This window comes from Pseudovibrio exalbescens (assembly GCF_028737195.1).
In the GTDB taxonomy this organism is placed as follows: domain Bacteria; phylum Pseudomonadota; class Alphaproteobacteria; order Rhizobiales; family Stappiaceae; genus Pseudovibrio; species Pseudovibrio zosterae.
Map to the genome: position 1 here is coordinate 64,422 of NZ_JAQZAJ010000005.1, position 25,840 is coordinate 90,261.

The 25,840-nt window shown below is 56.3% G+C and carries 21 protein-coding genes; 12 read left to right on the top strand and 9 right to left on the bottom strand.

The window, feature by feature from the left end; all coding sequences use genetic code 11:
- Positions 1–27: 27 nt before the first annotated feature.
- Both PUV47_RS14425 and PUV47_RS14430 read right to left on the bottom strand, forming a co-directional pair.
- Positions 28–420, bottom strand: a complete 393-nt coding sequence (locus PUV47_RS14425) for a DUF4440 domain-containing protein (RefSeq protein ID WP_274219282.1) — start codon at positions 418–420, stop codon at positions 28–30.
- Between the two features lie 137 nt (positions 421–557).
- On the bottom strand, positions 558–1,559 hold the full coding sequence (locus PUV47_RS14430) for a ligase-associated DNA damage response exonuclease (RefSeq protein ID WP_274219283.1): 1,002 nt from the start codon (positions 1,557–1,559) through the stop codon (positions 558–560).
- 76 nt (positions 1,560–1,635) lie between these two features.
- On the opposite strand from PUV47_RS14430, the gene PUV47_RS14435 reads away from it, so the two are divergent.
- Positions 1,636–4,149, top strand: a complete 2,514-nt coding sequence (locus PUV47_RS14435; RefSeq protein WP_425313780.1) for a ligase-associated DNA damage response DEXH box helicase — start codon at positions 1,636–1,638, stop codon at positions 4,147–4,149.
- A gap of 29 nt (positions 4,150–4,178) precedes the next feature.
- Positions 4,179–4,871: a ligase-associated DNA damage response endonuclease PdeM gene (pdeM, locus tag PUV47_RS14440; protein ID WP_413697793.1), complete on the top strand. Its 693-nt coding sequence runs from the start codon at positions 4,179–4,181 to the stop codon at positions 4,869–4,871.
- Positions 4,872–4,930: 59 nt separating this feature from the next.
- On the opposite strand, the gene PUV47_RS14445 is transcribed toward pdeM, so the two are convergent.
- The 3 genes from PUV47_RS14445 to PUV47_RS14455 form a co-directional block, all read right to left on the bottom strand.
- Positions 4,931–5,713, bottom strand: coding sequence for a TIGR02186 family protein (locus tag PUV47_RS14445; protein WP_274219286.1), 783 nt, complete (start codon positions 5,711–5,713; stop codon positions 4,931–4,933).
- Positions 5,710–6,639, bottom strand: coding sequence for a sulfite exporter TauE/SafE family protein (locus PUV47_RS14450; RefSeq protein WP_274219287.1), 930 nt, complete (start codon positions 6,637–6,639; stop codon positions 5,710–5,712). Before PUV47_RS14450 ends, PUV47_RS14445 begins: the two co-directional genes overlap by 4 nt.
- A gap of 119 nt (positions 6,640–6,758) precedes the next feature.
- Positions 6,759–10,832 (bottom strand): peptidoglycan-binding protein, encoded by a 4,074-nt coding sequence (locus tag PUV47_RS14455; protein WP_274219289.1) that lies wholly within the window; start codon positions 10,830–10,832, stop codon positions 6,759–6,761.
- Positions 10,833–11,290: 458 nt separating this feature from the next.
- Between PUV47_RS14455 and PUV47_RS14460 the strand changes: the two genes are divergently transcribed.
- From PUV47_RS14460 to PUV47_RS14485, 6 genes are all read left to right on the top strand, one after another.
- On the top strand, positions 11,291–11,746 hold the full coding sequence (locus tag PUV47_RS14460) for a MerR family transcriptional regulator (RefSeq protein ID WP_274219290.1): 456 nt from the start codon (positions 11,291–11,293) through the stop codon (positions 11,744–11,746).
- 592 nt (positions 11,747–12,338) lie between these two features.
- Entirely contained in the window at positions 12,339–14,135 is a 1,797-nt protein-coding gene (locus tag PUV47_RS14465; RefSeq protein WP_274219291.1) for an acyl-CoA dehydrogenase C-terminal domain-containing protein, read from the top strand.
- 83 nt (positions 14,136–14,218) lie between these two features.
- Complete coding sequence (locus PUV47_RS14470) at positions 14,219–14,497, top strand: hypothetical protein (protein WP_274219292.1); 279 nt, start codon at positions 14,219–14,221, stop codon at positions 14,495–14,497.
- A gap of 21 nt (positions 14,498–14,518) precedes the next feature.
- Positions 14,519–15,727: an acetyl-CoA C-acetyltransferase gene (locus tag PUV47_RS14475; protein WP_274219293.1), complete on the top strand. Its 1,209-nt coding sequence runs from the start codon at positions 14,519–14,521 to the stop codon at positions 15,725–15,727.
- Between the two features lie 12 nt (positions 15,728–15,739).
- On the top strand, positions 15,740–17,962 hold the full coding sequence (locus PUV47_RS14480) for a 3-hydroxyacyl-CoA dehydrogenase NAD-binding domain-containing protein (RefSeq protein WP_274219294.1): 2,223 nt from the start codon (positions 15,740–15,742) through the stop codon (positions 17,960–17,962).
- A gap of 156 nt (positions 17,963–18,118) precedes the next feature.
- Positions 18,119–18,391: a DUF6460 domain-containing protein gene (locus tag PUV47_RS14485; protein WP_274219295.1), complete on the top strand. Its 273-nt coding sequence runs from the start codon at positions 18,119–18,121 to the stop codon at positions 18,389–18,391.
- A 6-nt stretch (positions 18,392–18,397) separates the two neighbouring features.
- Here the strand turns inward: PUV47_RS14485 and PUV47_RS14490 are convergent, their stop codons facing one another.
- Positions 18,398–19,300 carry a histone deacetylase family protein gene (locus PUV47_RS14490; protein ID WP_274219296.1) on the bottom strand — a complete coding sequence of 301 codons (903 nt, stop codon included), beginning with the start codon at positions 19,298–19,300 and terminating at the stop codon, positions 18,398–18,400.
- Between the two features lie 125 nt (positions 19,301–19,425).
- On the opposite strand from PUV47_RS14490, the gene PUV47_RS14495 reads away from it, so the two are divergent.
- On the top strand, positions 19,426–20,760 hold the full coding sequence (locus tag PUV47_RS14495) for an MATE family efflux transporter (RefSeq protein ID WP_274219297.1): 1,335 nt from the start codon (positions 19,426–19,428) through the stop codon (positions 20,758–20,760).
- 22 nt (positions 20,761–20,782) lie between these two features.
- On the opposite strand, the gene PUV47_RS14500 is transcribed toward PUV47_RS14495, so the two are convergent.
- Both PUV47_RS14500 and PUV47_RS14505 read right to left on the bottom strand, forming a co-directional pair.
- A complete protein-coding gene (locus tag PUV47_RS14500; RefSeq protein ID WP_274219298.1) occupies positions 20,783–21,886 on the bottom strand; it encodes a quinone-dependent dihydroorotate dehydrogenase in 1,104 nt (367 codons plus the stop codon).
- Positions 21,886–22,227: a DUF952 domain-containing protein gene (locus PUV47_RS14505; protein WP_274219299.1), complete on the bottom strand. Its 342-nt coding sequence runs from the start codon at positions 22,225–22,227 to the stop codon at positions 21,886–21,888. Before PUV47_RS14505 ends, PUV47_RS14500 begins: the two co-directional genes overlap by 1 nt.
- 168 nt (positions 22,228–22,395) lie before the next feature.
- On the opposite strand from PUV47_RS14505, the gene PUV47_RS14510 reads away from it, so the two are divergent.
- Genes PUV47_RS14510 through PUV47_RS14520 form a run of 3 tightly spaced genes read left to right on the top strand, consistent with a single transcriptional unit; the run spans position 22,396 to position 25,119 of the window.
- Positions 22,396–23,040 carry a S24 family peptidase gene (locus PUV47_RS14510; protein WP_274219300.1) on the top strand — a complete coding sequence of 215 codons (645 nt, stop codon included), beginning with the start codon at positions 22,396–22,398 and terminating at the stop codon, positions 23,038–23,040.
- 55 nt (positions 23,041–23,095) lie between these two features.
- Complete coding sequence (locus tag PUV47_RS14515; protein ID WP_274219301.1) at positions 23,096–23,929, top strand: thermonuclease family protein; 834 nt, start codon at positions 23,096–23,098, stop codon at positions 23,927–23,929.
- Positions 23,930–23,937: 8 nt separating this feature from the next.
- Complete coding sequence (locus PUV47_RS14520; RefSeq protein WP_274219302.1) at positions 23,938–25,119, top strand: calcium:proton antiporter; 1,182 nt, start codon at positions 23,938–23,940, stop codon at positions 25,117–25,119.
- Here the strand turns inward: PUV47_RS14520 and PUV47_RS14525 are convergent.
- Complete coding sequence (locus PUV47_RS14525) at positions 25,057–25,833, bottom strand: SGNH/GDSL hydrolase family protein (protein ID WP_274219303.1); 777 nt, start codon at positions 25,831–25,833, stop codon at positions 25,057–25,059. The two genes, PUV47_RS14520 and PUV47_RS14525, sit on opposite strands and share 63 nt — an antisense overlap.
- Positions 25,834–25,840 lie beyond the last annotated feature (7 nt).

Here is a 25,840-nt window from a genome sequence, read left to right on the forward strand (position 1 = left end):
TCCCCCTCATTGGCCTAGCACCTTTGGTCAGGCCGGCTCATTCACGATGTTCATGATGCGCCATGCATCATCGATCTGGATAACCGTGTAATGGCAAGTGAAGTCAAAAACAGCCTCACCGTCATCATCTTCCTGCTGCCAGTCCAGCGTTACATGTGCTGTGGTACCAGAGATGTGGGTGGAAATGACTTCGTACGTGGACTGGGTAACCCCATTTTCCCGATGCACTTCCAACAGCGCATCGATGTTCTCCGTCAGCTCTTCAATGTCTGCGAAGACATGCCCTTGATCCATTTGCCAGACAACACATGGAAAAGCGAAGCAATCTACAATGGCTGCAGCATCATAGTCGTCATAACCGTCTGCGTATCTGTCAAACAGCTCGGACAGCTGCAGTTCTACATCGCTCTCATCACTCATTAATCACGCCCTGTGATTTACATGTTTAGCGGGCTCTGCAACCTTGTTGCGCTGCCCTGAAAAAATAAAAACAGCATTTGAGGTCGAATGTCATCAGGTCTCTTTGTTATTCCCTGCCAAATATTCATCAGCAGGTGCTAAAGCATGTCCAATCCCTCACAATTCACAGTGGATGCGCTGAAAGCCGCCTTCAGTGCCTGCTTTGACCCATGGGTCACGAGGACCGTTTCAGCCTTGGTATCGCGAATGGTTCGCAACAAATCACTCCAATCGGCGTGATCAGAGATTACCAGCGGCAGATGCGCTTTTCCTCTGCCTCGCCCCTTTTTGGTGTGCATCCAACCAGATGCAAAGACAGAGCGATGGTCACCGAATTGTTCTTCAAAGCCCATGGAAAGGCTTCCCGGCGGCACCACAGCAACGCCATTGAACTCCTTTGTCGCAACCTCTGGCAGGCGTCGGAGCGCCCCCATTGGCACACCGAGCCGTTCATAGAGCAGGCAAACGCCCCAGACGCTGGGATGCACCATGACCTCCTGATGATGCCCTTGTTCGCGCAAAAGCGCGATCATCTGCTGCGCTTTGCCTAAGGAGTAAGCCATGATTACGTGAGCTGTGTTGGGGAAGAGGCTTAGGGACCGCATCAGCTTGCCGATTTCCTCTTCCGCTGGAGGCAAGTTGAATAGCGGCAGCGCGAAAGTCGCCTCGGTAATGAAGCAGTTGCAAGGCACTGGCTCAAAGGCAAGGCAAGTCGGGTCAGGTGCGCGCTTATAATCCCCTGAAACCACGACACGGTAACCATTGTAGGTGATCGAGACCTGCGCCGAACCGAGCACGTGACCGGCAGGATGCAATGACACCAGCGCATCGCCAATACGCAAGGTCTCACCCAGCGCCACGCTTTGGAAGTGTTTGGCGCAGTTCTTTCCGGATCGAACCTTCATGATCTCGATGGTTTCAAAGGTGGCCAACACATGCTCATGCCCTGAACGGGCATGGTCAGCATGACCATGAGTGATGATAGCCCGCTCAACACGGGCGTGCGGGTCCACATAAAAGTCACCTGGAATGCAGTAGAGACCCGCCTTGCGGTTCTCCAAAATACTCCTGATTGGATCCCAGAAGGATGCAACCGACACGTCCACTCTCCTCAGATTGCTTCAAGAAAGGGTCGTAGCATGAAACTTTGCGCCCTACTATAAGTCGTGGCGAGTCATCAGGCAGGAGAGCGGCCGCGTGCTACCGGAAAAATTTGAGAGTTGGTTCCAGTCCCGCCGATGGCATGTGCGCCCCCATCAGCTTGATCTGCTTGAGAAGGCCAAGCTCGGAAAATCAGCTCTTCTCATTGCGCCAACCGGCGCAGGCAAGACGCTGGCAGGTTTTCTGCCCTCCCTGATCGAACTGAGTTCCGACTGCGACCGCGAGACAGCGCCGCCAAGGGGTGTTCATACACTCTACATTTCGCCATTGAAGGCGTTGGCCACGGACATCAAGCGCAATCTGGAAGTCCCGATCTCCGAGATGAAGCTTCCAATCAGGATGGAAACACGGACCGGGGATACTCCTGCGCACAAAAGGCAACGTCAGAAACGACAGCCGCCCGATATTCTCCTGACCACCCCAGAACAGATTTCCCTTCTTCTGGCGGACAAAACCAGCGCCAGCTTGTTTCGGGATCTTAAGACGATCGTGCTCGATGAACTGCACGAATTGGTCACCTCCAAACGCGGTGATCTGTTGGCGCTCGGGCTGGCGAGATTGCGAACCATCGCGCCGGACTTGCGCTGTATCGGCTTATCCGCAACGGTGGCAGAGCCGGATGATCTTCGGGCTTTCTTGATGCCCCAAGGCCTTGATGCCGAAACGCCCAACCTTGCCGATCTGGTGCTGGCCAAAACGGGGGTCACACCTAACATCTCAATACTGGAAACTCAGCAGCGGCTGCCGTGGGCGGGTCATTCCGCTCACTACGCTCTAGGTGAAATCTATCAGGAAATACGGGACCATCAGACTACATTGGTTTTTGTGAACACCCGTTCTCAGGCAGAGGTGCTGTTTCAGGAGCTGTGGCGGATCAATGAGGACACCCTGCCCATCGCCCTGCACCATGGCTCATTGGATGTGGGACAGCGCCGACGCGTGGAAGAGGCCATGGCGCGCGGGGAGCTGAAAGCGGTGGTCTGCACCTCCTCTCTCGATCTGGGCATCGACTGGGGTGACATCGATCTTGTAATCAACGTAGGCGCCCCGAAGGGCGCCAGTCGGCTGGCTCAGCGCATTGGCCGCGCCAATCACCGCATGGATGAGCCATCCAAGGCCATATTGGTGCCCGCCAACCGTTTCGAGGTGTTGGAGTGTCAAGCAGCGCTAGCGGCGTCCACGGCAGGCGAGCAAGACACACCGCCCCTGCGCCATGGCGGGCTTGATGTCCTTGCCCAGCACATCATGGGTATGGCCTGCGCAGAACCGTTTGACGCAGACGAGCTTTATGCGGAAGTCAAGACTTGCCACACCTTCAGAACCTTGACCCGAGAGCTGTTTGATCAAGCCTTGAACTTCGTGGCCACGGGAGGCTATGCGCTCAAAGTCTACGACCGCTTTGCCCGGCTTCGACAAACCAAAGAAGGCAAGTACCGCGTTTCACACCCCAAAATTGCGCAGGGGTACCGGCTTAATGTGGGCACCATCGTCGCTGATGCCATGCTCAAGGTCCGTCTTGTGAAGCCGCAAAGTGCGCGCCGCAACAAGCCGCTTGGACGCGGCGGCCGCATGCTGGGTGAGGTTGAGGAATGGTTCATTGACCAGCTCACCCATGGAGACACCTTCATATTCGGCGGCGAAGTGCTGCGTTTTGAGGGCTTGAACGAAAATGAAGCCTACGTTTCGAGGGCGACCTCGAGTGACCCCATGATCCCCTCCTACCAAGGGGGGAAGTTCCCGCTCTCCACCTATCTGGCAGAGCGGGTACGCACGATGCTTTCGCATCCGGATGATTGGCACAAACTGCCCGACCAGGTCGCGGAATGGCTCGAACTGCAAAAACTGAAGTCAAAGTTGCCCAATAAGGATCGCCTGCTGGTAGAGACTTTTCCGCGCAACAACAAATCCTACATGGTCTGTTATCCATTTGAAGGCCGCCTTGCCCATCAGACCCTCGGCATGCTGCTGACCCGGCGCCTGGACCGGGCCGGGCTCCACCCGCTTGGCTTTGTGGCTTCGGACTATGCTCTGGCCTTGTGGTCGCTAAAGGACATGGGATCGGCCATCGAGACCGGGCGTCTGGACCTGAACCAGTTGTTTGACGCAGACATGCTGGGCGATGACCTTGACGCTTGGCTGTCGGAATCAAGCCTGATGAAGCGCACGTTCCGGACCTGTGCGGTTATCGCCGGATTGATAGAACGCCGCTTCCCCGGGCAAGAGAAAACGGGACGGCAGGTCACCATAAGCTCCGATTTGATTTACGATGTCCTGCGCAGCCATGAACCTGATCACCTGCTGCTGAAGGCAACTTGGGCAGATGCTGCCACAGGTCTTTTGGATATCTCGCGCCTGTCAGCTTTTCTCACTCGAATTCAGGGAAGAATCGATCCTATCCTTCTTCAACGGGTTTCTCCACTCGCGGTGCCGGTTCTGCTTGAGATCGGTCGCGAACCAATTTATGGCGAAACCAACGAAGCCTTGCTGGCTTCTGCTGCAGATGACCTTGCTCTGGAGGCAATGGAGTGATTACTGCCCGCGCGCTGAACACAAAACGCATGACCGTTCCCGTGTGCCATGATTTGGCGATCGGTAACGAAATTGTTGGCATGCATGACAGCGGAGCGCTGTGGTGGCCCGATCAAAGTGCACTCATCATCTCCGACTTGCACATGGAAAAAGGCTCGTCCTTCGCCCGACGGGGCGTGATGCTGCCTCCTTACGATACGGGCGAAACTCTGGAACGCCTTGCAGCCTTGGTGGAAGTGTTCCGGCCACGCCGCATCATCGCTCTGGGTGACAGCTTCCATGATGCAGATGGTGCCGACCGCCTGCCGCGCTCCTATCGCGCGATGCTCTCCATGATCCAGCTTGGGCGTGAGTGGGTCTGGATTTCCGGCAACCACGATCCTGTCATTCCGCAGAGTGTTGGCGGGGATCGCTGTGACGAGCTTACAATGGGCACCCTCACTTTCCGCCACGAGCCGACAGAAGGCCCAATCACAGGGGAAGTGTGTGGTCACCTGCATCCGGTGGCAAAGGTTAGACGCCTCGGTCGCAGCATTCGCAGGCCCTGCTTTGCGACCAACGGCAATCGCCTCATCATGCCTTCTTTCGGTGCGCTCACTGGTGGCTTGAACGTGATGGACGAAGCTTGGAAGCCCGTTTTTGAGGGCAAGAGATTTTCCGTGTTCATGCTGGGCTCTGGTCGCCTGTTCCCATTCACAGCCAGCAAGTTGATTGCGGATTAGGCTGGTTCGGGCATGCCCGTAGCGGGGCGCTCTTCAAGCACTACGCCTTTAGAAAACTGTCAGTCCTTCCGGAAGATGACGCCTGCAAGCCATCCCGTGAACAAGGCGAGGATGACGGCAATGACGCCGTAAAGGGCCGGGTTCTCATTTGCCAGATCGAAGGTAAACTGCTCAAACCCCTTCTTGGCCACAGTCAGTTCCTGATGCCCTTCGGACAGCACCACGCCCCCATTATAAAGAAACGTGGTTACCTTGAACTCGCCCACGGGCACATTGGCCGGAATCGGGATGCTCGTTGCAAACAAAGTGGGGCTTAAAAGCTTGATGGTGTCTGGACGCTCGGCATAAAGGCCAAGATCAACGCGCTCCTGCAAGAAAGCTTTTCTGAACGCCCGGCGATCTTCCGCCGAACTCAGGCGCACACCAAAAGGCGCAAGCGGCAAGTTCACCAAGCCTGTCCGCTGGTCTTCAAGCGTATCATCCTCGGTTATTTCCTGAAGCGGGCGCGTTGAATGTACCGCGTAGAATGACGGTACATTGGTGTAGGTCTTGGAATGGGCGTTGATCCAGAGACCAAAGATGCGTTCCTTGCGCCAGGTCGTTACCCGCTCAGGCGGCCCCTCAACGACAACAACAATGTCATAGGGGCCAGAACGAGGAACGGTGGCAGCATCGCGCGTGATTTCGCCAAAGACAGTGATGTCGGTGCCGGTAAAGTTGGAGGTGATGTTCACCTCCTCAGACGACAGAGCGGACACAAGCGTTTCAGCCTGAGACTGCATTGGCGCGGCAAACGCCAGACCAAAACCAACCACACAGGAGATGAGGAGCTGCTTCATCATTGTGGCAGCCTCATATCGATGGTGACCGAGTACAGGTCACTTGGCTCCACAATCAGGTTGAAGGCAAAGCGCAGGCCGACAGACAGCACCAGCAGGGCCAGCATCAAGCGCAGATGCTCGCCACGAATACCCTGGCCGATTTGCGCCCCGAACTGAGCACCTATAACACTTCCCACCATGAGAGTAAGCGCCAGCACAACATCAACGGTCTGCGTGTTGATGGAGTGCAGTATTGTCGCCACGGCCATGGTCACAAGGATCTGCAACAGCGAGGTGCCGATCACCACGTTGGTTGGGACGCGCAGTAGATAGATCAGCGCTGGCACCATCATGAAGCCGCCACCAAGGCCCAAGATCGAACCTAGAAAGCCAATGGTACTGCCGATGACGAAAATCGGAATGACGCTCACATAAATCTTCGAGCGGCGGAACCGCATTTTGAAGGGCAATCCGTGAACCCAATTGTGCTGTCCAGGGCGGCGGAGTTCAGCCTGCCCACCGGTACGCTTGCGGGAGATGGCTTTCATGGACTCCACAAGCATCAAGATGCCGATGGCTCCAAGAAACGTCACATAAGCGAGCGAGATCACCAGATCGAGCTGCCCGAGTTCCTGCAACACACCAAAGAGCCAGACACCTATGAAGGAGCCCACAATACCAGCGCAAAGCAGCACGAAAGCCAGCTTGAAGTCGATCGCGTTGCGCCGGATATAGGCAAGCACACCAGAAGAGGATGAGGCCACAGTTTGGGTCGTAACCGTTGCAACGGCCACTGCTGGCGGGATGCCCGAAAAGATGAGCAAGGGGGTGAGCAGAAAGCCGCCACCAATGCCGAACAGGCCAGAGAGAAAGCCCACGGCCCCGCCCATGCCAAAGATCATGAACATATTGATCGGAATTTCGGCAATGGGTAGGTAGATCTGCAAGGCGTCACCAGGCCGGTTGAACCGATTACATCGGATGCGCGTCGAAAGTTGTGGGTTTAATGCTTGAGAGCGTTTCTCGTGTCAACGCGAGTCTTAGCAGATAAGCGCTTATAGACCGTTTAAATCGACTGCGCCTTCAACGCATTCAATAGTTCGCCGTCAACAACGCCCGTTGGCTTAAGTCCCGAGCGGCGCTGAAAGTCTTTGATTGCCAGCAAGGTGCGCGGTCCCATGCGTCCATCTACGGACCCAAGATCGTACCCAAGTCCCTGCAACCGCTCCTGAACCTGTCGAATCTGGCCGGGGATATTGAAGGAAATTGGGGTGGCCGGACTCATGGTCCAAGATGGCTTCTTCTCCACCTCATTGGCCAGCGGGTCAGCCTTCTTGCGCGCATAGCGATCAACGGAGTCGCGGGCCGCAGCCAGATCTTCATCTGACAGCATGTTGGCGATCTCATCGCGCTTTTGGGCAGCGCCCTGATCACCTTGCTGCGCGGCGATTGCAAACCACTTGTAGCTTTCTTTCAGATCCTGTGGGGTGCCAAGACCTCGTGCAGTCAAGATGCCCAGGTTGAAGACGCTATCTGCTACACCGTAGTCAGCCGCCATGCGGAACCAACGGATTGCCTCAATGAAGTCCGGCTCACCCGTGACGCCTTCCGCATAAAGCACGGCAAGGTTATGCATCGCTTTGATGTTGCCCTGCGCAGCAGCAAGGGAATACCAATCCCGTGCCTTTTCAAGATCACGCTCCACACCACGACCGCGCTCATAGAGCATGCCAAGACGATACTGTGCGGGGGCGAGCCCTTGAGCGGCGGCTCTGCGGTACCATGATGCAGCTTGATCCAAATCCGCGGTAACGACTTCGCCTTCCGTGAAGCGTACAGCCACTTCAAACTGTGCTGCAGCGTCGCCATTGGCAGCAGCTTGGCGCAGTGCCAAAGAGCCAACCGCTTCCGGAGGCATGGCGCCTGCAGGTTCGGCTTGCTTTGGTGCTGTTTCCTGAGCGGCTGGGGCGGTCGTGGAGACCTGCGGACGCGGCGCATTGTCAACGCTCAACTTCTCAGCCATTGCGGAAGTTGGCTGAGCGAACGGCTCATTGTTCAACTGCTTTGAATCTGGCTTGGGTGCAGTGATTGTGCCCACATCACCCATATCTCCAAAGATCACATCCTTGGGCAATTCCGTCGGCTGCGAGGGCGGCCTATCTACTTCCGCCACCACTACTTCGCCCTGCTCTGAAGTCGGCTCGGCAAACTCGTTGCGCGCTTCAACTTCTTCCTGAACTCTTTCAGTCTGCGCTGTGAGTGTAGCGTCATCGCTGCCGGACAAGAGGCCCGAGTTGAACACCTGGAAAGCACCAAGGGTCAGCACGACAGCCGCAACGGCCAAAACAACGGCGCGGCGTCGACTGTTGTTGCCCTGTTCGTTGTCCTGTTCTGCAGCTGGCTTCTTATCTGGATTGCGACTGTACAGCTTGAACAAGCCTTTGCGCTTGTCTTCTTCCGCCTGAGGCTGATCGACAATCAGTTCCTCTGTCAGTTCCACCGCCTCATCAAAGGCCGCATCTGAGGCAGGATTGGTTGAAGCATGCGGTGCGTGTGCGCTCTGGGACTTAAGATGGTCCGGCACTTCAACGCTTGGCTGTTCGTTGTGGCTTTGCAGATAGTCTCTGAGGCGACGCGCGCGATCCGGCATTGCGGACTTGCGCTTCGGCTGCACACCGCCTGCTGCTTCCTCAGCCCTCACCTCATCCGCCGCCGCCTGCGCTGCACGGCGTGCTGCTGCAATAAAGTCGGCTGTCTTGTCACGAGTTCGGCTTAGCTCGACACCCTGCTCGGGTTGCTCTGCGTTGCTGTGACGGTGACGCTTTGTAAATGCGGAAAGCACACCGCGTGCATGATTGTCGCCGACAAGCTTCTGATGTTCTTTGCCGATTGGTGTCGCACCCACTTTCGTGCGCGCTTCATCAAGCGCAGAAATGCGATCCGCAATAGTAGACAGCGTGTGCTTCACTTCATCCAGTGAATGATCTGCATCCCGCTCTCCACGGGAGAGCAAGCTCTGCAAATCATTGCGAAGCTCGGAAATCGCATCTTCAATTGGCTTGGTAGAAGGCGCTTGGCCAACGCCCATTTTGCGGGTCGCCGCCTCTACTGCCTCATGCGCTGCCATTTGCACGGTGCGCAGCATCTCTTCCTTGTTGCCAGAGATCTGCGCGTCCATGCGGGCAATGGCGCTTTCTATGTCTTCAGCCGCAAGCATGCGGTCCGATGTCTGATCCAGCTTCATCGCCAGAACGGAAATCTGGTCTTCGATCTGACTGAGCTGCGCATCGTCCATGAGGGCCGACGGCTGAGAAATGCTTGCAGCCAGTGCCTGAACTTGCGCTTCAATATCTTCCGGCGTGGCCAGGGTTGCGATTTGCTGGCGAAGCGCGTGCACCTCTTCGCGTAGCTCAAACACAGAATGGTCTGTTTCACCGCTGGCTGAACGCGTTTCCACCAAGCGCGTCAAATCCACGACTTGCTGCTCAAGCCGGGTCAACAGGGCATTGTCGAGATCCGAAGCTCCCTCATTCGCGGGAAGGTTCGCCACGCGATCTTCCAGCGTGTTCACATGGCTCGCCAGGTCATCGATACGGCTTTCAATCCGCTCAAAGGCCTGTTCAAATCCATTGGGCGCACGTTGCTCTGCTTCAATACCTTCCAGCTTGTCCGTGATGGATTGCAGGCGTTGCTCCACGCGGTCGAGCTGGGCAGTCGTATCTGGCCCGCGCTGGTCTTCCGAGAGCAGCGATGTAATGGTTTCGAGACGCGTTTGAAGCTGATCATATGCCCCCGCCTCTGGCAGACGGGTTTCAACATGCGTCAAGCGGGCTTGTATGTCCCGCTGTATCTCGCTGAAATGCTCAAGCTCATCCATACGCGCGATCAGGAACCGGATGCGCTGATCCACTTCCATGATGGTACGCCCAGAGTCCAGCGTGTCGACAACGGCCCGCAAATTGCGAATATCGCCCCGTAAAGCGTCTACGCCTTCACTTCCTGACTGGCGCAGTACGTATTCCAGACGATCACCCATCGCCGTCAGACGGTCGTCAAGCGCTTCGAGTTGATCAACGCGGGGCAGTTGCTGCAAGTACCCCTCAAGATCATGCAGGCGGCCAACAAGGCTGTCCAGAATGGTTGGGTCCACATTCTGCCGTGACAGCTCGTCAAGCCGCTGGACTGTTTCCCTGTAGCCTGTTTCCAGCGCCTTCAGAGAGGCCTCCGTCTCACCGCGAGACAGGGCCGCCTTCATGGAGGCAATCTCACGGCGCAGCTCGGACAGCATTTCGCCGTGGTCTTCGTTGTGGCGGAGGCGATCGACAATTTCAGAGAGCTGTTGACGTTGAGCGCCATTTCGGATGGCGACATCATCGCGCAACTGGCTCATTTCGCGGCCCACATGGGCGCGCAACTCATCTACCCTCGGATCGGCAGGCGGCGGCAAATCGGAAATCTGCCGCATCAGTTGGTCGTAGTGCCCTTTGATCAGGTTTTGCAGATCATCGCGGCGTGGATTTTGAAAAGAAGCTGAATGACGTTCAGCATTTCGTTTTTCTCCACGATCCACATCCCAGTCTTGAGAACGAGGCTCGAATTGCGTCTGATGCATTGGACGGGCCTGCGCAGGCCGGTTGGCAGCCGATTGCGCATCGCCTGTGAGGGAGTTCAAACGCGCATCCAGACGGTCTAGTGCGTCTAAAACGGAAGAAACGCGCTTGGCACGAGAAGCATCGCTGCCTGTAGATGCGGATTCTTTTGGGTGGTGTGCAGGTGCCTTGCGCGCAGCCGCACCGACGGGGTCCCTGCCCGCACTTTCAAAACCTGCCGGCAACAATTCATTGAGCGCATCGGCCACATCGCCTATCTGCGCTTCGATCCGCTCCAAGGGGTCAGGAGCATCAATTTCTCCTGTGCCAAAATGGTCTTCAGGTGCTTCGAAAACGTTTGCTTCAGCGTTAATTTTGTCAAGATAACGGTTATCTGGGTGCAATTTTGAAGCTAATTTGCTGCGATTTTTTTGCGTTTTTTCGGCAAGCAAAGAGGCATAGATTTTCTGCGCCGAAATACCCGTATTGCGGGTACCAGCGGTATCCATCTCCGAATCTGGAGTGAAATGTCCACTCGTCTTCCAGGACATGCGCTCTTGCCTCGTAAATCGCCCCAGAATCTCGAGAGCGTCGCGGCGGTTCCCCTAAATCGCAAACACCACACGAATCAGCACTCTCATGAAACCGGGCTTCCATGACTTCTGTGCCAAACTTTTACTTGTTAGGGTAAATAGGCAGTTAATAGATGCGGTTCTGGCTGGATAAAGGCCATAATACTGCCATTTTCACTGAATTTTTTTTAATAACGCATAGGCTGCACCTTTACAGCGCCCCTAAGTTCCGTGCAGTACATTTTTACCCCTGACTTAACGGTTACCACACCGAAAAAGACTGGCAGATTACGTAAGGGACAGACTATCCCAGAAGTCAGTTGACGCACAGTCACCACGGAAGGCGCTCTTAAAGGCGCTGTCATTACCGGGTCCGGACCAAGCGTCATGGCAACAGGGTCTAAGAGGGCTCGGCGATTAAAGGACGGGTGAATGCAATGAGCGAAGCGCTACAGATCAACGATACGTTTGTTCAGGCCGTGACTGGCGACACCGATGACCTTACCAAGTCACAGTTTACGATTGGCGAACTCGCCAAGGAATTTGATATCACGCTGCGGACGCTACGGTTCTATGAGGACAAGGGTCTAATCAACCCACGTCGTGAGGGAATGAACCGAATTTACAACCGTCGGGATCGGGCAAGACTGAAGCTGGTGCTTATGGGCAAGCGCGTTGGCTTCTCCCTGACGGAAATCCGGGATCTTCTGGATCTCTACGACCTGCGCGACGGTCAAGTGACCCAGTTGCGCGTGGCACTGGAGCGTTTCAACGCTCAAATCGCTGTACTTGAAGAACAGCGACGCAACATCGACCAAGCTACGGATGAGCTGCAGAGGACGGTGGACATCGTGTCTGGCCTGCTTAAGCAGAAGGAAGCAGAGCCAGCCTAACCACCTAGGGCAAATGTGATCGCGCCGGCGCTAATAATCGGGGCAGCGCCAAGTCATACGCGGGGGTTTCTGCGGGGGAGCCACTGTGACGCGGATTGCGATTGCGAGCACCGGGCGAGCATCATGGGGGTGATGCTCGCCCGGCAGCTTGTTTGAACGACTGAAATTTTACACAGGCCTCTTTCTTCAGATGGAAGCCTTCCTTCCAAACCAAATTCTTCTCTTTTTTGCTAAAATTGCGATCGGCTGCAGCTGCCAGTTTCAGTGCTGAGCATGAGGCGTCGACATGCATTCCGCATACTCTCTCATATATTTCAGCACCTTACCTTGAAGGGCCATCAAAACACCTGTGGCCTCAACATATTTGAGTGCGCATTCAAGGTGTTCGAGCCTTCTCTCCACGGGCCCCTCCCCAGCTGCCATACAAATTGAGACTTTCGGCGCATTTTTAAATTTTCGGCGGGTTTCCGCCAAAACTGAGCCAGAAGTTCGGGTTGTCGCTTACAGGGTTGAGACGTATATCTGTTGTCAGATCACGTTGACGATAACGTCAACTAAGTACCATAAGGGTCTGTGTGGGAAGGAACAAGGTATGCCAAGCTATAGCGCTCCTGTAGAAGACACCCTATTTTTGTTGAATGATGTGCTGGGTTATCAGAACTACAGCCATCTTCCACGCTTCTCAGAAGCTACTCCAGATGTTGTCGAAGCAATCCTTAAAGAAGGTGCCAAGTTCTGCGAAGAACGGATGCAGCCCCTGAACCAGTCAGGCGACCAAGAGGGCTGTAGGCGTCACGAAGATGGTACCGTGACGACGCCAAAAGGCTTCAAGGAACTGTATGACGCTTTCGGAGAAGCAGGCTGGGGTTCCCTTGCCATTCCAGAGCAGTACGGCGGTCAGAACCTTCCTGCCAGCCTTGCAGTGATCCTGAACGAATACATGTGCTCTTCCAACATGGCGTTCGCCATGTATCCAGGCTTGACACAGGGTGCTATCGCTGCCCTGTTGGAGCACGCTTCCGATGAGCTGAAGGACCGCTACGTGCCGAAGATGACCACCGGCGAGTGGAGCGGCACCATGAACTTGACCGAGCCGCATTGCGGTACGGACCTTGGCATGCTGCGCACCAAGGCAGTGCCACAGCCAGACGGCAGCTACAAGATCACCGGAACCAAGATCTTCATCTCTGCAGGTGAGCACGATCTTTCTGAAAACATCATTCACCTGGTTCTCGCTCGCATCGAAGGTGCGCCTGCCGGAACGAAGGGCATCTCCCTGTTCCTCGTTCCCAAGAAGCGCCTTGATGAAAACGACAATCCAGCCGAAGACAACGGCGTAAGCTGCGGCTCCATTGAAGAAAAAATGGGCATTCACGGCAACGCCACATGCGTCATGAACTATGATGACGCCACGGGCTGGCTCGTTGGTGAAGAGAACAAGGGTCTGCGTGCGATGTTCGTGATGATGAACGAAGCACGTCTCGGCGTGGCCATTCAGGGCGTCTCCCAGTCTGAAGTGGCCTATCAAAACGCTGTGGCCTATGCAAAGGACCGCATCCAGGGTCGCTCCCTCACAGGCCCTAAGGCTCCGGACAAAGCCGCAGACCCGATCATTGTTCACCCAGACGTTCGCCGCGTATTGATGACCATTCGCGCTTTCAACGAGGCCGCGCGTGCTCTTTACATCTACACCGCGATCAAGGGCGACGTTTCCCACGTCTCCAGTGACGAGGCTGAGCGTCAGGCCGCTGATGACTTCATGGGTCTGCTGACCCCGGTCCTGAAGGGCGTATTCACTGACAAGGGCTTTGACTACGCAGTCATGGCGCAGCAGATGTTCGGTGGCCACGGCTACATCACTGAATGGGGCATGGAACAGTTCGTGCGTGATGCACGTATCGCCATGATCTATGAGGGGGCGAACGGCATTCAGGCACTTGACCTTGTAGGCCGCAAGCTGCCAGCGAACGGCGGTCGTGCAATTCAGGCCTTCTTCAAGGAAGTTGGTGGCTTCCTGAAGGAAAACAGCGACAACGAGGAGCTGAAAGGCTTCACCAAGCCGCTGAAGAAGGGTCTGGACGATCTGCAAGGCGCAACCATGTGGCTCATGCAGAATGGCATGGCAAACCCTGACAATGCGGGCGCGGCTTCCACTGACTACATGCACATGTTCGGTCTGGTCGCCATGGGCTACATGTGGGGCAAGATCGCCGTTGTCGCACAGCAAAAACTGGCAGATGGCGCGGGCGATCAGGAAGAAATGCTAAAGAACAAGCTGACGCTTGGCACCTTCTACATGGAGCGCCTGATGCCTGAGACAGGTGCACAGCTTGCTCGCCTCTCCACAGGTGCGGCAACCATGATGAGCCTGGCAGAAGAGGCATTCTAAGGGTGATTTAAAGAACCGGCGAGAGAGGGTTGCCCTCCCTCGCCTGTTTGGTGTTCGAACTAGGCCCTGACTGGAGACCGTGAATGACTGCAGGTTCCGTAGTACGCCGGTTTTATGCCCGAGCAACCTTTGTGTTGTGCAAGGCACTGGCGAAGCTCGGCAAACTTGGCATTCCAGGTCATTTGCGACACCGATCAGTGGATCAAGCTTCAATCATCATCGGCGAGTGGTCGTTCATCTCTCGCCTCAACCATTTGTTTCCCACTATCAATCATTGGCCGCATACCTTGCAAAGCTCGGACGGAGGGCACACGCGCTGTGCGCTGGTGCACGAGAAATGCTCGCCGGGTATGGCCTTATAATTTTCAGCTGCGGAGGAGATCATGGCTGACGCCTTTATTTACGATCATGTGAGAACCCCACGAGGGCGCGGCAAGAAGGATGGATCGCTGCATGAAGTAGCGCCTGTTCGCCTTGCAGCTTCCACGTTGGAAGCTATTCGCGACCGCAATGGCCTCGACACCAAGCTGGTGGACGATGTCGTTCTGGGGTGCGTTGATCCAGTTGGTGAGGCTGGCGGCGACATCGCCCGCGCAGCAACTTTCACTGCCGATTACGACCGCTCTGTTCCAGGCATGCAGATCAACCGTTTCTGCGCTTCCGGTCTGGACGCGGTCAACATGGCATCTGCTCAGGTCATGTCTGGTCAGCACCAGATGGTGATTGCAGGCGGCGTTGAAAGCATGAGCCGCATTGGCCTTGGTGCATCTGGTGGCGCATGGCCAGTAGACCCGCAGGTGGCGGTTCCTTCCTACTTCATGCCACAGGGTGTATCAGCAGACCTGATCGCCACGAAGTACGGCTTCACACGCGACGATGCTGATGCTTATGCTATCCAGTCCCAGAAGCGCGCTCAGACCGCTTGGGATGAAGGTCGCTTCGAAAAATCCGTCATTCCTGTGAAGGACATCAACGGCCTGACCATTCTGGCACGTGATGAGCACATGCGCCCAGAGACCGACATGCAGTCTTTGGCGAGCCTGAACCCATCCTTCGAAATGATGGGCACCATGGGCGGCTTCGATGCAGTTGGCATTCAGGCGCATCCAGAGCTGGAAAATGTTACTCATATCCACCACGCTGGTAATTCCTCCGGCATCGTGGATGGTGCAGCTGCTGTTCTGATCGGTTCACGCCGCGCAGGCCGGTCCGCTGGAATGACCCCGCGCGCACGCATCAAGGCGTTTGCGAACATCGGTTCTGAGCCAGCTCTGATGCTGACCGGTCCAGTGGATGTGACCAACAAGCTTTTGAAGAATGCGAAGATGGAATGGTCTGACATTGACCTCATCGAAATCAACGAAGCGTTCTCTTCCGTTGTTCTGCGCTACATGCAGGCGTTCGATCTGGATCCAGAAACGGTGAATGTGAACGGCGGCGCAATTGCCATGGGTCACCCACTGGGCGCAACCGGCGCAATGATCCTTGGCACCGTTCTGGACGAGTTGGAACGTCGCGACCTGAACACCGCGCTGGTCACCCTTTGCATCGGCGCAGGTATGGGCACAGCAACAATCATTGAACGCGTTTAAAGGGGGGAACCGATGACCTACAAAAACTTTACCCTTGAGACCGACGAGAACGGTTTTGCCCTTCTGACATGGGACTCTCCCGGCAAGACCATGAATGTGTTCGATCAATCCGTGATCGAAGAGTTGGACAAGGTCGTTGATGCGGTTGCAGCAGATGACGCCATCAAGGGCGTTGTTGTGACCTCCGGCAAGGCTGGCTTCTCCGCCGGTGCTGACCTGACCATGCTGGAAGGCATGCTGGGCGAGTACAAGAAGCTGAAGGAAGAGGACGAAGAAAAGGCCGCTCAGCTGCTCTTTGACAAGTCCCGCCACCTTTCTTTGGTGTTCCGCAAGCTTGAGACCTGCGGCAAGCCTTGGGTTGCTGCGATCAACGGCGTTTGCATGGGCGGCGCCACAGAACTTGCGCTGGCCTGTCACAAGCGCATCGCAGTAGAGTCCGATGCCTTCAAGATGGCCCTGCCGGAAGTAAAGGTTGGCCTGTTCCCGGGCGCTGGTGGCACCCAGCGTGTCATGCGCATGGTTACCGACCTGCAGGGAGGCATGCAGTTCCTGCTTCAGGGGCGCACGCTCGACGCAAAGAAGGCCAAGAGCCTTAAGCTCATCGACGAAGTTGCTCCTGCAAAGAAGCTGGTTGAGGCTGCCAAAAAGGCCCTCGCTGACGGCGTAGACCCGGTTCAGCCATGGGACAAGAAGGGCTTCAAGCTGCCAAGCGGCCGCATCTACTCTCCAGGCGGCATGCAGTTCTGGCCAGCAGCCAACGCGATCTATCGCAAGGAAACCTTCGACAACTACCCAGGCCCACGCGGCTTGATGCACTCCGTTGTTGAGGGCCTCATGGTGCCAATGGATCTGGGCCTGAAGATTGAGAGCCGTTACTTTGCGAACGTGCTTCAGTCCAAGGAAGCTGGTGCAATGATCCGCTCCCTGTTTGTCTCCATGCAGGAGCTGAACAAGGGTGCACGCCGTCCAGCTGACCAGAAAGAGAACAAGATCAAGAAGGTCGGTGTTCTCGGTGCGGGCTTCATGGGCGCTGGTATCGCTTATGTTACTGCCAAGGCAGGCATCAAGGTTGTTCTGATCGACCGTGATCAGGCCGCGGCTGACAAGGGCAAGGCCTACTCTGAAGGTCTGATGGACAAAGCCATCAAGCGCGGCAAGTCCACGGATGCAGATAAGGAAAAGCTTCTGGACCTCATTGAGGCGACCACTGACTATGACGGTCTGGCCGACTGTGATCTGGTGATCGAGGCTGTGTTTGAGGACCGTGAGATCAAGCGCGAGGTGACCGAGAAAGCAGAAGCGGTCATGAAGACCCGTGCGATCTACGCCTCCAACACCTCCACCCTGCCTATTACGTCCCTTGCTCAAGCTTCTTCTCGTCCGAAGAACTTCATCGGCATTCACTTCTTCTCCCCAGTGGACAAGATGATGCTGGTGGAAGTGATCATGGGCAAGAAGACCGGCGACAAGGCACTGGCCATGGCTCTGGATTACATCCGCGCCATCAAGAAGACCCCGATTGTCGTCAACGATAGCCGTGGCTTCTACACCTCCCGTGTTGTGATGACCTACGTCCGCGAAGGCATCCTGATGCTTGGCGACGGTGTGCCAGCAGCGATGATTGAAAACGCTGGCCGCATGGCCGGCATGCCGGTTGGTCCTTTGGCTCTGGCCGATGAAGTGGCGCTTGACCTTGCCCACCGCATCACCAGCGCAACCCGCAAGGACATGGGCGACAAGTACGTTGTCTCCAAGCTGGATGACATCCTGGAAGAGATGGTTGTTAAGCGCGAGCGCTTTGGCCGCAAGAACGCCAAGGGCTTCTATGACTACGATGGCCGCAACAAGTCGCTGTGGAAGGGCATTGAGGAAGTAACAGGCCCATCCAAACCAGCGGAAGAGTTCGACATTGAAGAACTGAAGCAGCGCCTTCTGGCCATGCAGGCTTTGGAAACCGTTCGTGTTTTCGAAGAAAAGTGTCTTACAGACGTGCGTGAAGCCGATGTGGGCTCCATTCTGGGCTTTGGCTTTGCCCCTTACACTGGTGGCACCCTGTCCTACGTTGATGGCATGGGTACAGCTGAGTTCCTTGAGGTCTGCAAGAAGTTCACTCGCAAGTGGGGTGATCGTTTCAAGCCAAACCGCTTGCTGCGTGAAATGGCCAAGGAAAATGAGCTGTTCTACGAAAAGTTCGCGCCTCAAGAGGCTGAGCAGATTGCAGAAGCAGCCGAGTAAGGCTTTCCATTGCAAACATGAGTTTGAGGGGCGGTTTACCGCCCCTTTTTCTTTGTGCAATCTGGAGCCTACACACACTTTGCAGTTCCGTGATGGATGCAATTGCGTTAGGACTGCCTATATCACTGGGAACGCCCCTAAGTTGGAGAGTGACGCATGCAGAATGAGAAGCTGACACGTTTTCTTGGTGGATCACCGGGCCGTGTGGCGCTGCGTCTTGTGTTTTTGTCCTTCGTGGTTGGCATTGTCCTGTCCGCGTTGAACATATCTCCGCTGGATATTTACTACGGCATCCAGGACTTCTTCCTGCGCATCTGGAACATGGGTTTTGATGTGCTCGGACAGCTCGGTTCGTACTTGCTCATTGGTGCCGTTGTCGTGATACCGATCTGGTTCATCTCCCGCCTGCTGCAATCCGGCAAGAGCTAGGTTTTTTCAAGCAAATCCGGAAGCAACGCGGTGGACGATGGTGTGGCGCCGTGCAAGGACAGGAATGTCTTGGGAGTACCCGCCGCCCAGCACGCAAGCGAGTGGCAGCCCGCGACCACGCACTGAAGCCATCACCCGCGCATCTCTCTCATAAAGGCCTGCATCGGTGAGCGCCAAGCGTCCAAGTCGGTCATCCATGTGCGGGTCAACGCCTGCGTTGTAGAACACGATGTCTGGATCAAAAGTGCGCAGCATAGCCTCCAACACCTCATCCAGCGCTTCCAGATAGGGGCCGTCCTCCATATTGTCCGGCAGCGGAATATCCAGATCGGAGGGCACCTTGCGAACTGGATAGTTCTTCTCGCTGTGCATGGAAAACGTGAAAACGGATGGGTCCTCACGGAAAATCTCCGCCGTCCCGTCGCCCTGATGAACGTCCAGATCAACCACAAGGGCCCGCCTGATCAACCCCTCGGCTTGCAGCGCCCGCACAGCAACGGCCACGTCGTTGAAAACGCAAAAGCCTGCGCCATGCAGCCGCCGTGCGTGGTGGGAGCCGCCAGCCGTGTTGCATGCAATGCCGTGCCGCAGGGCCAACCGTCCCGTCTCGATGGAGCCGCCAGTCGCGCATTGGCCCCGAAACCCCACAGAATGGGTCATGGGAAAGCCAATCTCCCGCGCAACCTTGTCTGGCACGGTGGCGGAAAGCACTTGATCCACATAGGTCTCGTCATGAGCCCCAATGAGCTGCTCTCGCGTTGCAGGAGCAGGCTCGACAAATCCGCCGGGCAGCACAATGCCATCTGCCAGAAGCGTATCGGCAACACCCTTGAACTTGAGCATGGGAAACCGATGGTTGCTCGGAATATCTGCGGTAAAGGCGGGGTGATGAACGACAGGCAACTTCATAGGCCCAAGCTAGTGTATTTTGCCGCGATTGCCAGTACCGACCCCATGAAAGCATCTGTTGTCTTTGGCAGGATAGCCTAGTAAGACCTGCGGGTGTTTCTTCGCATCCTCAGGATGAGCTTTCCATGTCACAGTCTTTTGCGGTCACCAACCGCCTGTTCCTGTCCATTTCCATACCCATGACGCTGGCGTACATCTCAACGCCGCTTCTGGGCTTGGTGGATACTGCGGTGATTGGCCAAATCGACGATGCGGCGCTGCTTGGCGGCCTCGCGGTAGGGTCGGTGATCTTTGACATCGTGTTCGTGACCTTCAACTTCCTGCGCTCAGGCACAACAGGCCTTGCAGCACAGGCGTTGGGAGCTGGCAATGCGCTGGAGATCAAGGCTGTTCTGTTCCGGGCCGTCCTGCTCGGTCTTGCTTGCGGGCTCATCCTGTTTGCCGTTCACCCCCCGATTGTCAGTGTGGGCCTCAGCCTGATGGGCGGTTCTGATGAGGTGCAGGCAGCCGCAAGCGCCTACTTCTCGATCCGCATCCTCGCCGCTCCTCTAACCCTGGCCAACTACGCGGTTCTGGGCTGGTTCCTTGGCCTCGGCAAGGCAAAGACTGGCCTCTTCATTCAAACCCTACTGAATGGCCTCAACATCATTCTCAGCGTTTGGTTTGTCCTGGGGCTGGACTGGGGCATCACCGGGGTCGCGGCAGCCACGGCGATCAGTGAACTCATCACGTTCTTCGTCGGCGGTGCCTTGGCCTATGCAAACATGAAAGGTACGCGGCAGCCCAGTTGGAGCGACGTGCTGGAACGCCACAAGCTGGTTGCCATGATGGCGCTGAACCGGGACATCATGATCCGCTCATTTACGCTCTTGTTCGCCTTTGCTTTCTTCATGGCTCGCAGTGCCGATCAAGGCGACACCATTCTCGCGGCCAACGCGGTTCTGGAGAAGTTTCTTCTCATTGCAGGCTACTTTCTGGATGGCAATGCAACCGCCGCAGAACAGATCGCAGGTCGGGCCGTGGGCGCGCGCCATCGCCCCGCCTTCAAACGCGCTGTCAAGCTTTCTCTCCTGTGGGGCTTCGGTCTTGGCGGGGCCGCAACGCTGATCTTCTTTGGCGTCGGCCCGTACATCGTAGACTTCCTGACCGTCAACGAAGCCGTGCGCAGTGTTTCAAGGGATTACCTGTTCTGGGCGTGCCTTGGCCCATTGGTCGGCACCCTTGCCTATCAGATGGATGGCGTCTTCATTGGTGCGACCTGGTCCAAGGACATGCGGAACATGATGCTGATTTCGCTCGCCGTATTCCTTGCCAGCTACTACGCCCTGTTCCCGGTTCTGGGGAACCACGGGCTGTGGCTTGCCATGCTGATCTTTCTCGGGGCACGGGGTATCAGTCTGCTGATCATGTGCGGTATCCGTGAAGAAAAGCAGTTTGCCGTGGTACCTGCTCACCCCTGAGAACAGGTACCAACGGCTTGCACTATTCACTCAAGCTGAGATCGGCCCAGGCATCCACGTTTGATCCTACCGCTTGCTGAAGGTTGGTCAGCCCTTCCTTCTCGATCTGCTGCAGGAGGAAGCGGTTGATGTCCTTGATCACGTCTGGTCCCTTGAACACCATAGAGGTGTAAAGCTGCAGAAGGTTGGCCCCTGCGGTGATCTTGGTCCACGCTGCCGGCCCGCCATCGATACCACCAACACCAATGATCGGCAGGTCAGGCCCTACAAGACGGCGCATCTTGGCCAGCGCAATGGTGGACTTACGGAACAGCGGCTTGCCCGACAGCCCGCCGGCTTCACCCGCCAGCTTGGCGTCTTTCAGTCGCGGCCGATCAACAGTGGTATTGGACACAATCAGCCCGTCAATTTTCAGGACCAGCACCTCCTCCGCAATGTCCTTGAGTTGCGCGTCCCCCATATCGGGTGCGATCTTCAAGAACACAGGGACCCGGCGGCCCATTTTTTCGGCCTCCTCATCGCGTGCTGTCAGCGATCGCTTCAACAGGTCGGACAGAGCATCACGTTCTTGAAGGGCTCGCAGGCCCGGTGTGTTGGGCGAAGAAATGTTCACGGTAAAGTAGGATGCGATATCAGCGAAGCGGTGGACGCCCGCCGCATAGTCTGCCGCCTTGTCCTCGGTGGTTTTGTTGGCACCGATGTTGATGCCGACCACACCGCCGTTGCGGGCACGCCTCTTCAGACGGTTGTAGACCACTTCATGGCCGTCGTTGTTGAAGCCGTAGCGATTGATCACGGCCTCATCAGCGGTCAGGCGGAAGTTGCGCGGCTTCGGGTTTCCCTCTTGCGGCACGGGGGTCACCGTTCCTGCCTCGGCAAAACCAAAACCCATTTTCAAGAGCGCATCCGGCACCTCACCGTTCTTGTCAAAACCTGCGGCCATGCCCAGCGGATTGGCAAAAAAAAGGTCGCCTAACTGGAAAGAAAGGCGACCATCAGAAACAGGGGAACACGGCATCGACAACCCGGTCTTCAAGAGCCGGATTGTGGCCTCGTGAGCAGCCTCTGGCTCCAACATGTGAAGCGATTTGAGGCCAATCTTGTTTGCGATCCTGATAAAGCCCATTACACGTCCTCCGGAAACTGATGAGTGCCTTCGACAAGCGGCAGCGGCTTCACCCAAACCACGGCATCCATCTGCATTGGGGCATAAAGGTGGGGAAACAAAGCGCCACCTCGTGAGGGTTCCCACTTCAGGTGTTCTTCAGGCAACCTGTCACTCTCAATTGCGATAAGCAGAAGATCGTCTTTGTTTTTGAAGTGTTTCGCCGCCGTTTCCTTAACGGTGTCAGCGGTCGAGTAGTGAATAAACCCGTCTTCCAGGTCGATAGGCGCGCCAACGAACACGCCGGCATCTTCGGCTGCGTGCCAAAGATCCTTCTCAGCGATCTTGTAAATCAGAGACATTCAGGGGATTACCTTTTCAGCGGAGTGACAACCTCAACTGAAAGCAGTGTCATACGGCTGGTTTTGCCGGATTGCAAGGGGCAGAGTGGCAAAATGTGCGTCCTTGCCTTGCGGCATGCAACCTAAGATAACGAAAGCCATTGTAATTCTTGGCAGGGAGACGAGCTCATGTTCACACACAGCGACCTTTGGTTCGCTCTGGATGAAATCGCAGCGCGCAATGGGCTGACGCCTTCCGGGCTGGCGCGCCTTGCCGGGCTCGACTCGACGGCGCTCAACAAGTCAAAGCGCGTTGCCGCTGAGGGCCGTCTGCGCTGGCCCTCAACAGAATCCCTTGCGAAAATTCTTGAGGTCACAAACACCAGCTTGGAAGATTTTTGCCGACTCGCAGCAGGGAAGCGCTCGCGAAACCCGAAAACCTCACCGGTGACAGCGGCCCGCTTCACAACACTCCAAGCATTGCGGGATAAGATGCCCCCAAATCTGGAGAGTTTTGACACTGCGGAAGATTGGGAATACATCGCCTTTCCTGTGCCTCACGCAAACAATGTCTTTGTGCTTGAAGTTTCTGGTAATAGTCTTGAGCCATATTACCAAGATGGTGAGATGCTGGTTGTATCGCCAGATGCGCCGCTCCGCAGAGGAGACCGTGTTCTGTTTGCCCGAAAAAGCGGGTTCATAGGCGCGCGGCGTCTCCTGCGAAAAACCCTCACCTCCTATGAATTTCAGGGACTTGTGGCGGGCGATGGGCCGCTTATCGTCCCGGAAGACGACCTGAACTGGGTTTTGCGCATTGTCTGGGTCAGCCAATAGCTGCAGCATCCCGGAAGCCACAACCTTATGGCGACTGTAACCGGAGGAAGTTGAGATGAAGGGCGCTTTTCCATTCGCATTGAGTGTGTTTGGAATTGGCTTGCTCGCCTGTATTGCCCTCCTCGCCGTTGATGAAGTGGAGGAACCGAAGGAACAGGCCGCCATCGTCTACAAGCCTTCTTCGCTTCCAGAGCCAGACCCCACGCCAGAAGAGCTGGCGCAAGCACAGGCGGTACAAAACCCCAACAACCTGCGCGCAATCACCGGAAACGGCATCACGCCCCCTCCCCCGGTTACAGGGCCCCTGAAGCGCATTGCAGCAGCCGAGAAGCCGGTAGAGGAAGTGGAGATCCCCGAGGAGATGACCATCTTCCGGCCCGTGATCGAGGATGGGGCCACGTTTCTTTTCAAGAACAACCGGTACAGGCTGCGCTACGTGAAGCCATTGGCGGTGGATGAGACCTGCGAAAGCTGGCTCGGCGGCACCTGGCCTTGCGGAATGCGTGCCCGCACCGCTTTACGAGCTTTTCTGCTTCAGGTGGCCATGACGTGCCGCGACTTCGAACAGGCTGAAAGTGGGCCTATCGCGGCCACCTGCAATCGTGGTCCAATCGATGTGGCCCATTGGATCGTTCAGAACGGTTGGGCGCATGTTACTGACGACGCGCCACTGGACCTGAAAATGAAAGCCAAAGCCGCAGAGCAAGAACGAAAAGGCATATGGCAAACGGAGCGCAAGACGCTGGATCTGGTTGAGGCAGAATTGCAACCTGAGCTTGGCGACGACATCAATTCGCCACGAGAGGGTACCATTCTGATTGAAACGTCCCCGCCCATCTTGTGGGTCCCGTCGGAGACTGAGCCTGCCGATATGCCACTTTCAGAATAGGACCGCGTTTGAGTACATCCCCATTGAGAGCTGTCACCAAGGAGACGAGTTTTCTGGTTGGCGCCTTCACCGTTGGCATCTTCTACACCTACCCTGAGGCCCTGCTGGGCGCAGGTGCCCCGGTGCCAGTGTTGGCGCTGAGCTTTCTTTGGATTTTCGGTGCCATGCTGTGGGGCGCGTTCGGCGTTGTGCGCCATGCGGATTGTCTGGCGGTGCGGCTCGGCGAGCCCTATGGGACGCTGATCCTGACCCTTTCTGTTATTGGCATCGAAGTCTCGCTGATCATATCGATCATGCTCACGGGCTCGGCCAATGCGACACTGGCAAGGGACACCATGCTGGCCGTGCTCAACATTGTGCTGAATGGCATGGTTGGCTTGTCGCTGCTGCTCGGCGGGCTGCGCCACGGAGAGCAACCCTTCAACACACAAGGGGCCCGCAGCTACCTTGCCGTGCTCATTCCTCTTGCGACGTTTTCCATGATCCTGCCGCGCTACACCACTTCGACCAGTGACCCTTCGCTGTCTCCGGTGCAGCAGATCACCTTCGCGCTGATTATTGTCATGCTGTACGCCGTGTTTCTCGCCATTCAAAGCAAGCGACACAAGTCGTTCTTCCAGCAGCCCTCCTCACACCCCGGCATTGCGCTCTCCTTCCTTCTGGAAGGTAAAAAAGAAGGCCTGGAGCCGGATACGATGAGCGATCATCACGACGACGAGCATGGCAACTTGGAGATCCATTCCACTCCCTATCATGCGGCTTTGTTGCTGCTGACCATGCTTCCGATTGTGCTGCTTTCCAAGAAGCTGGCCGTCCTTGTTGATTTCGGCATTGACGAGATGGCCTTGCCTGTCGCCTTGGGCGGTGTGCTGGTCGCGCTTCTGGTGCTGACGCCCGAAGGCTTGAGCAGCTTCAAAGCGGCGCTGAACAACAAGGTCCAGCGCTCCATCAACATTTGCCTTGGCTCGGCACTAGCAACCATTGGCCTGACCGTGCCAGCGGTGCTGTTGGTGGCTGGCTTCCTGGACATTCACGTGGTGCTTGGCCTCAAGTCCACCGACATGGTGCTGTTGATCCTGACGCTTGCGCTCAGCCTCAACACCTTCAGCGGCACCCGCACCAACATGCTACAGGGCGCGGTTCATCTTGTGCTGTTCGTGGTGTACTTCGTTCTGATCTTCCAGCCTTAAAACGGAAGGTGCCAAGGCTTCTTCCACCACGTGGTCAGCCCAGTCCTTGTTGCCCCGCTCAGAGGCATGAACGCCATCCTCGCAAAAGTGCACCCGGCCAATGCCCGGCATACTGGAAACCCACTGCCCACCCCGTTCTTCACAGAGAGTGCGTCCGATCTTGTTGATCATCGGACGTCTGAGGCCAAGCACATAAGCAAGGCCGGGCGTAAGCGCCGGAACACCGTGTGGAGACATGAGGCAGGACCAGAAGATCTTTGCGCCGGGGTACTTGGCTTTAAGCGCATAGATCAGCTCGCCAAACCCTTTTTTCCACTTGGTGCCGGAATGGAAGTTCTTCAGGTCATTGAAGCCGACGCTAACATAGATGTGGGTGTAATCGGTGGCTGGAAGGTGCGGCACGACCACATCGCAGAGCTGATTGGCTGTGGCGCTGTTAAAACCCGCCGCGCGCCATTCCACGGCCCGCCCGGTTTGACGCGCCAGCGACTGGGCAAGCTGATAGGACAGACCGTTTTCAAGCGTGCCAATGCCAACACCGGCAACAGATGAATCCCCCAGTACCAGAAGGCGTAGTGGTGCTCCTGCGCCCTCAAAACGGCCTTCATAGGGACCGGTGCCAGGACGCAGACGCGGGGTTTTTAGCCGTGTGCGGATGCCTTCAACTGCGTATAGCGGGAACAAGGCCCATGAAAGCAAACTACTTAGACTCATAAAAAAG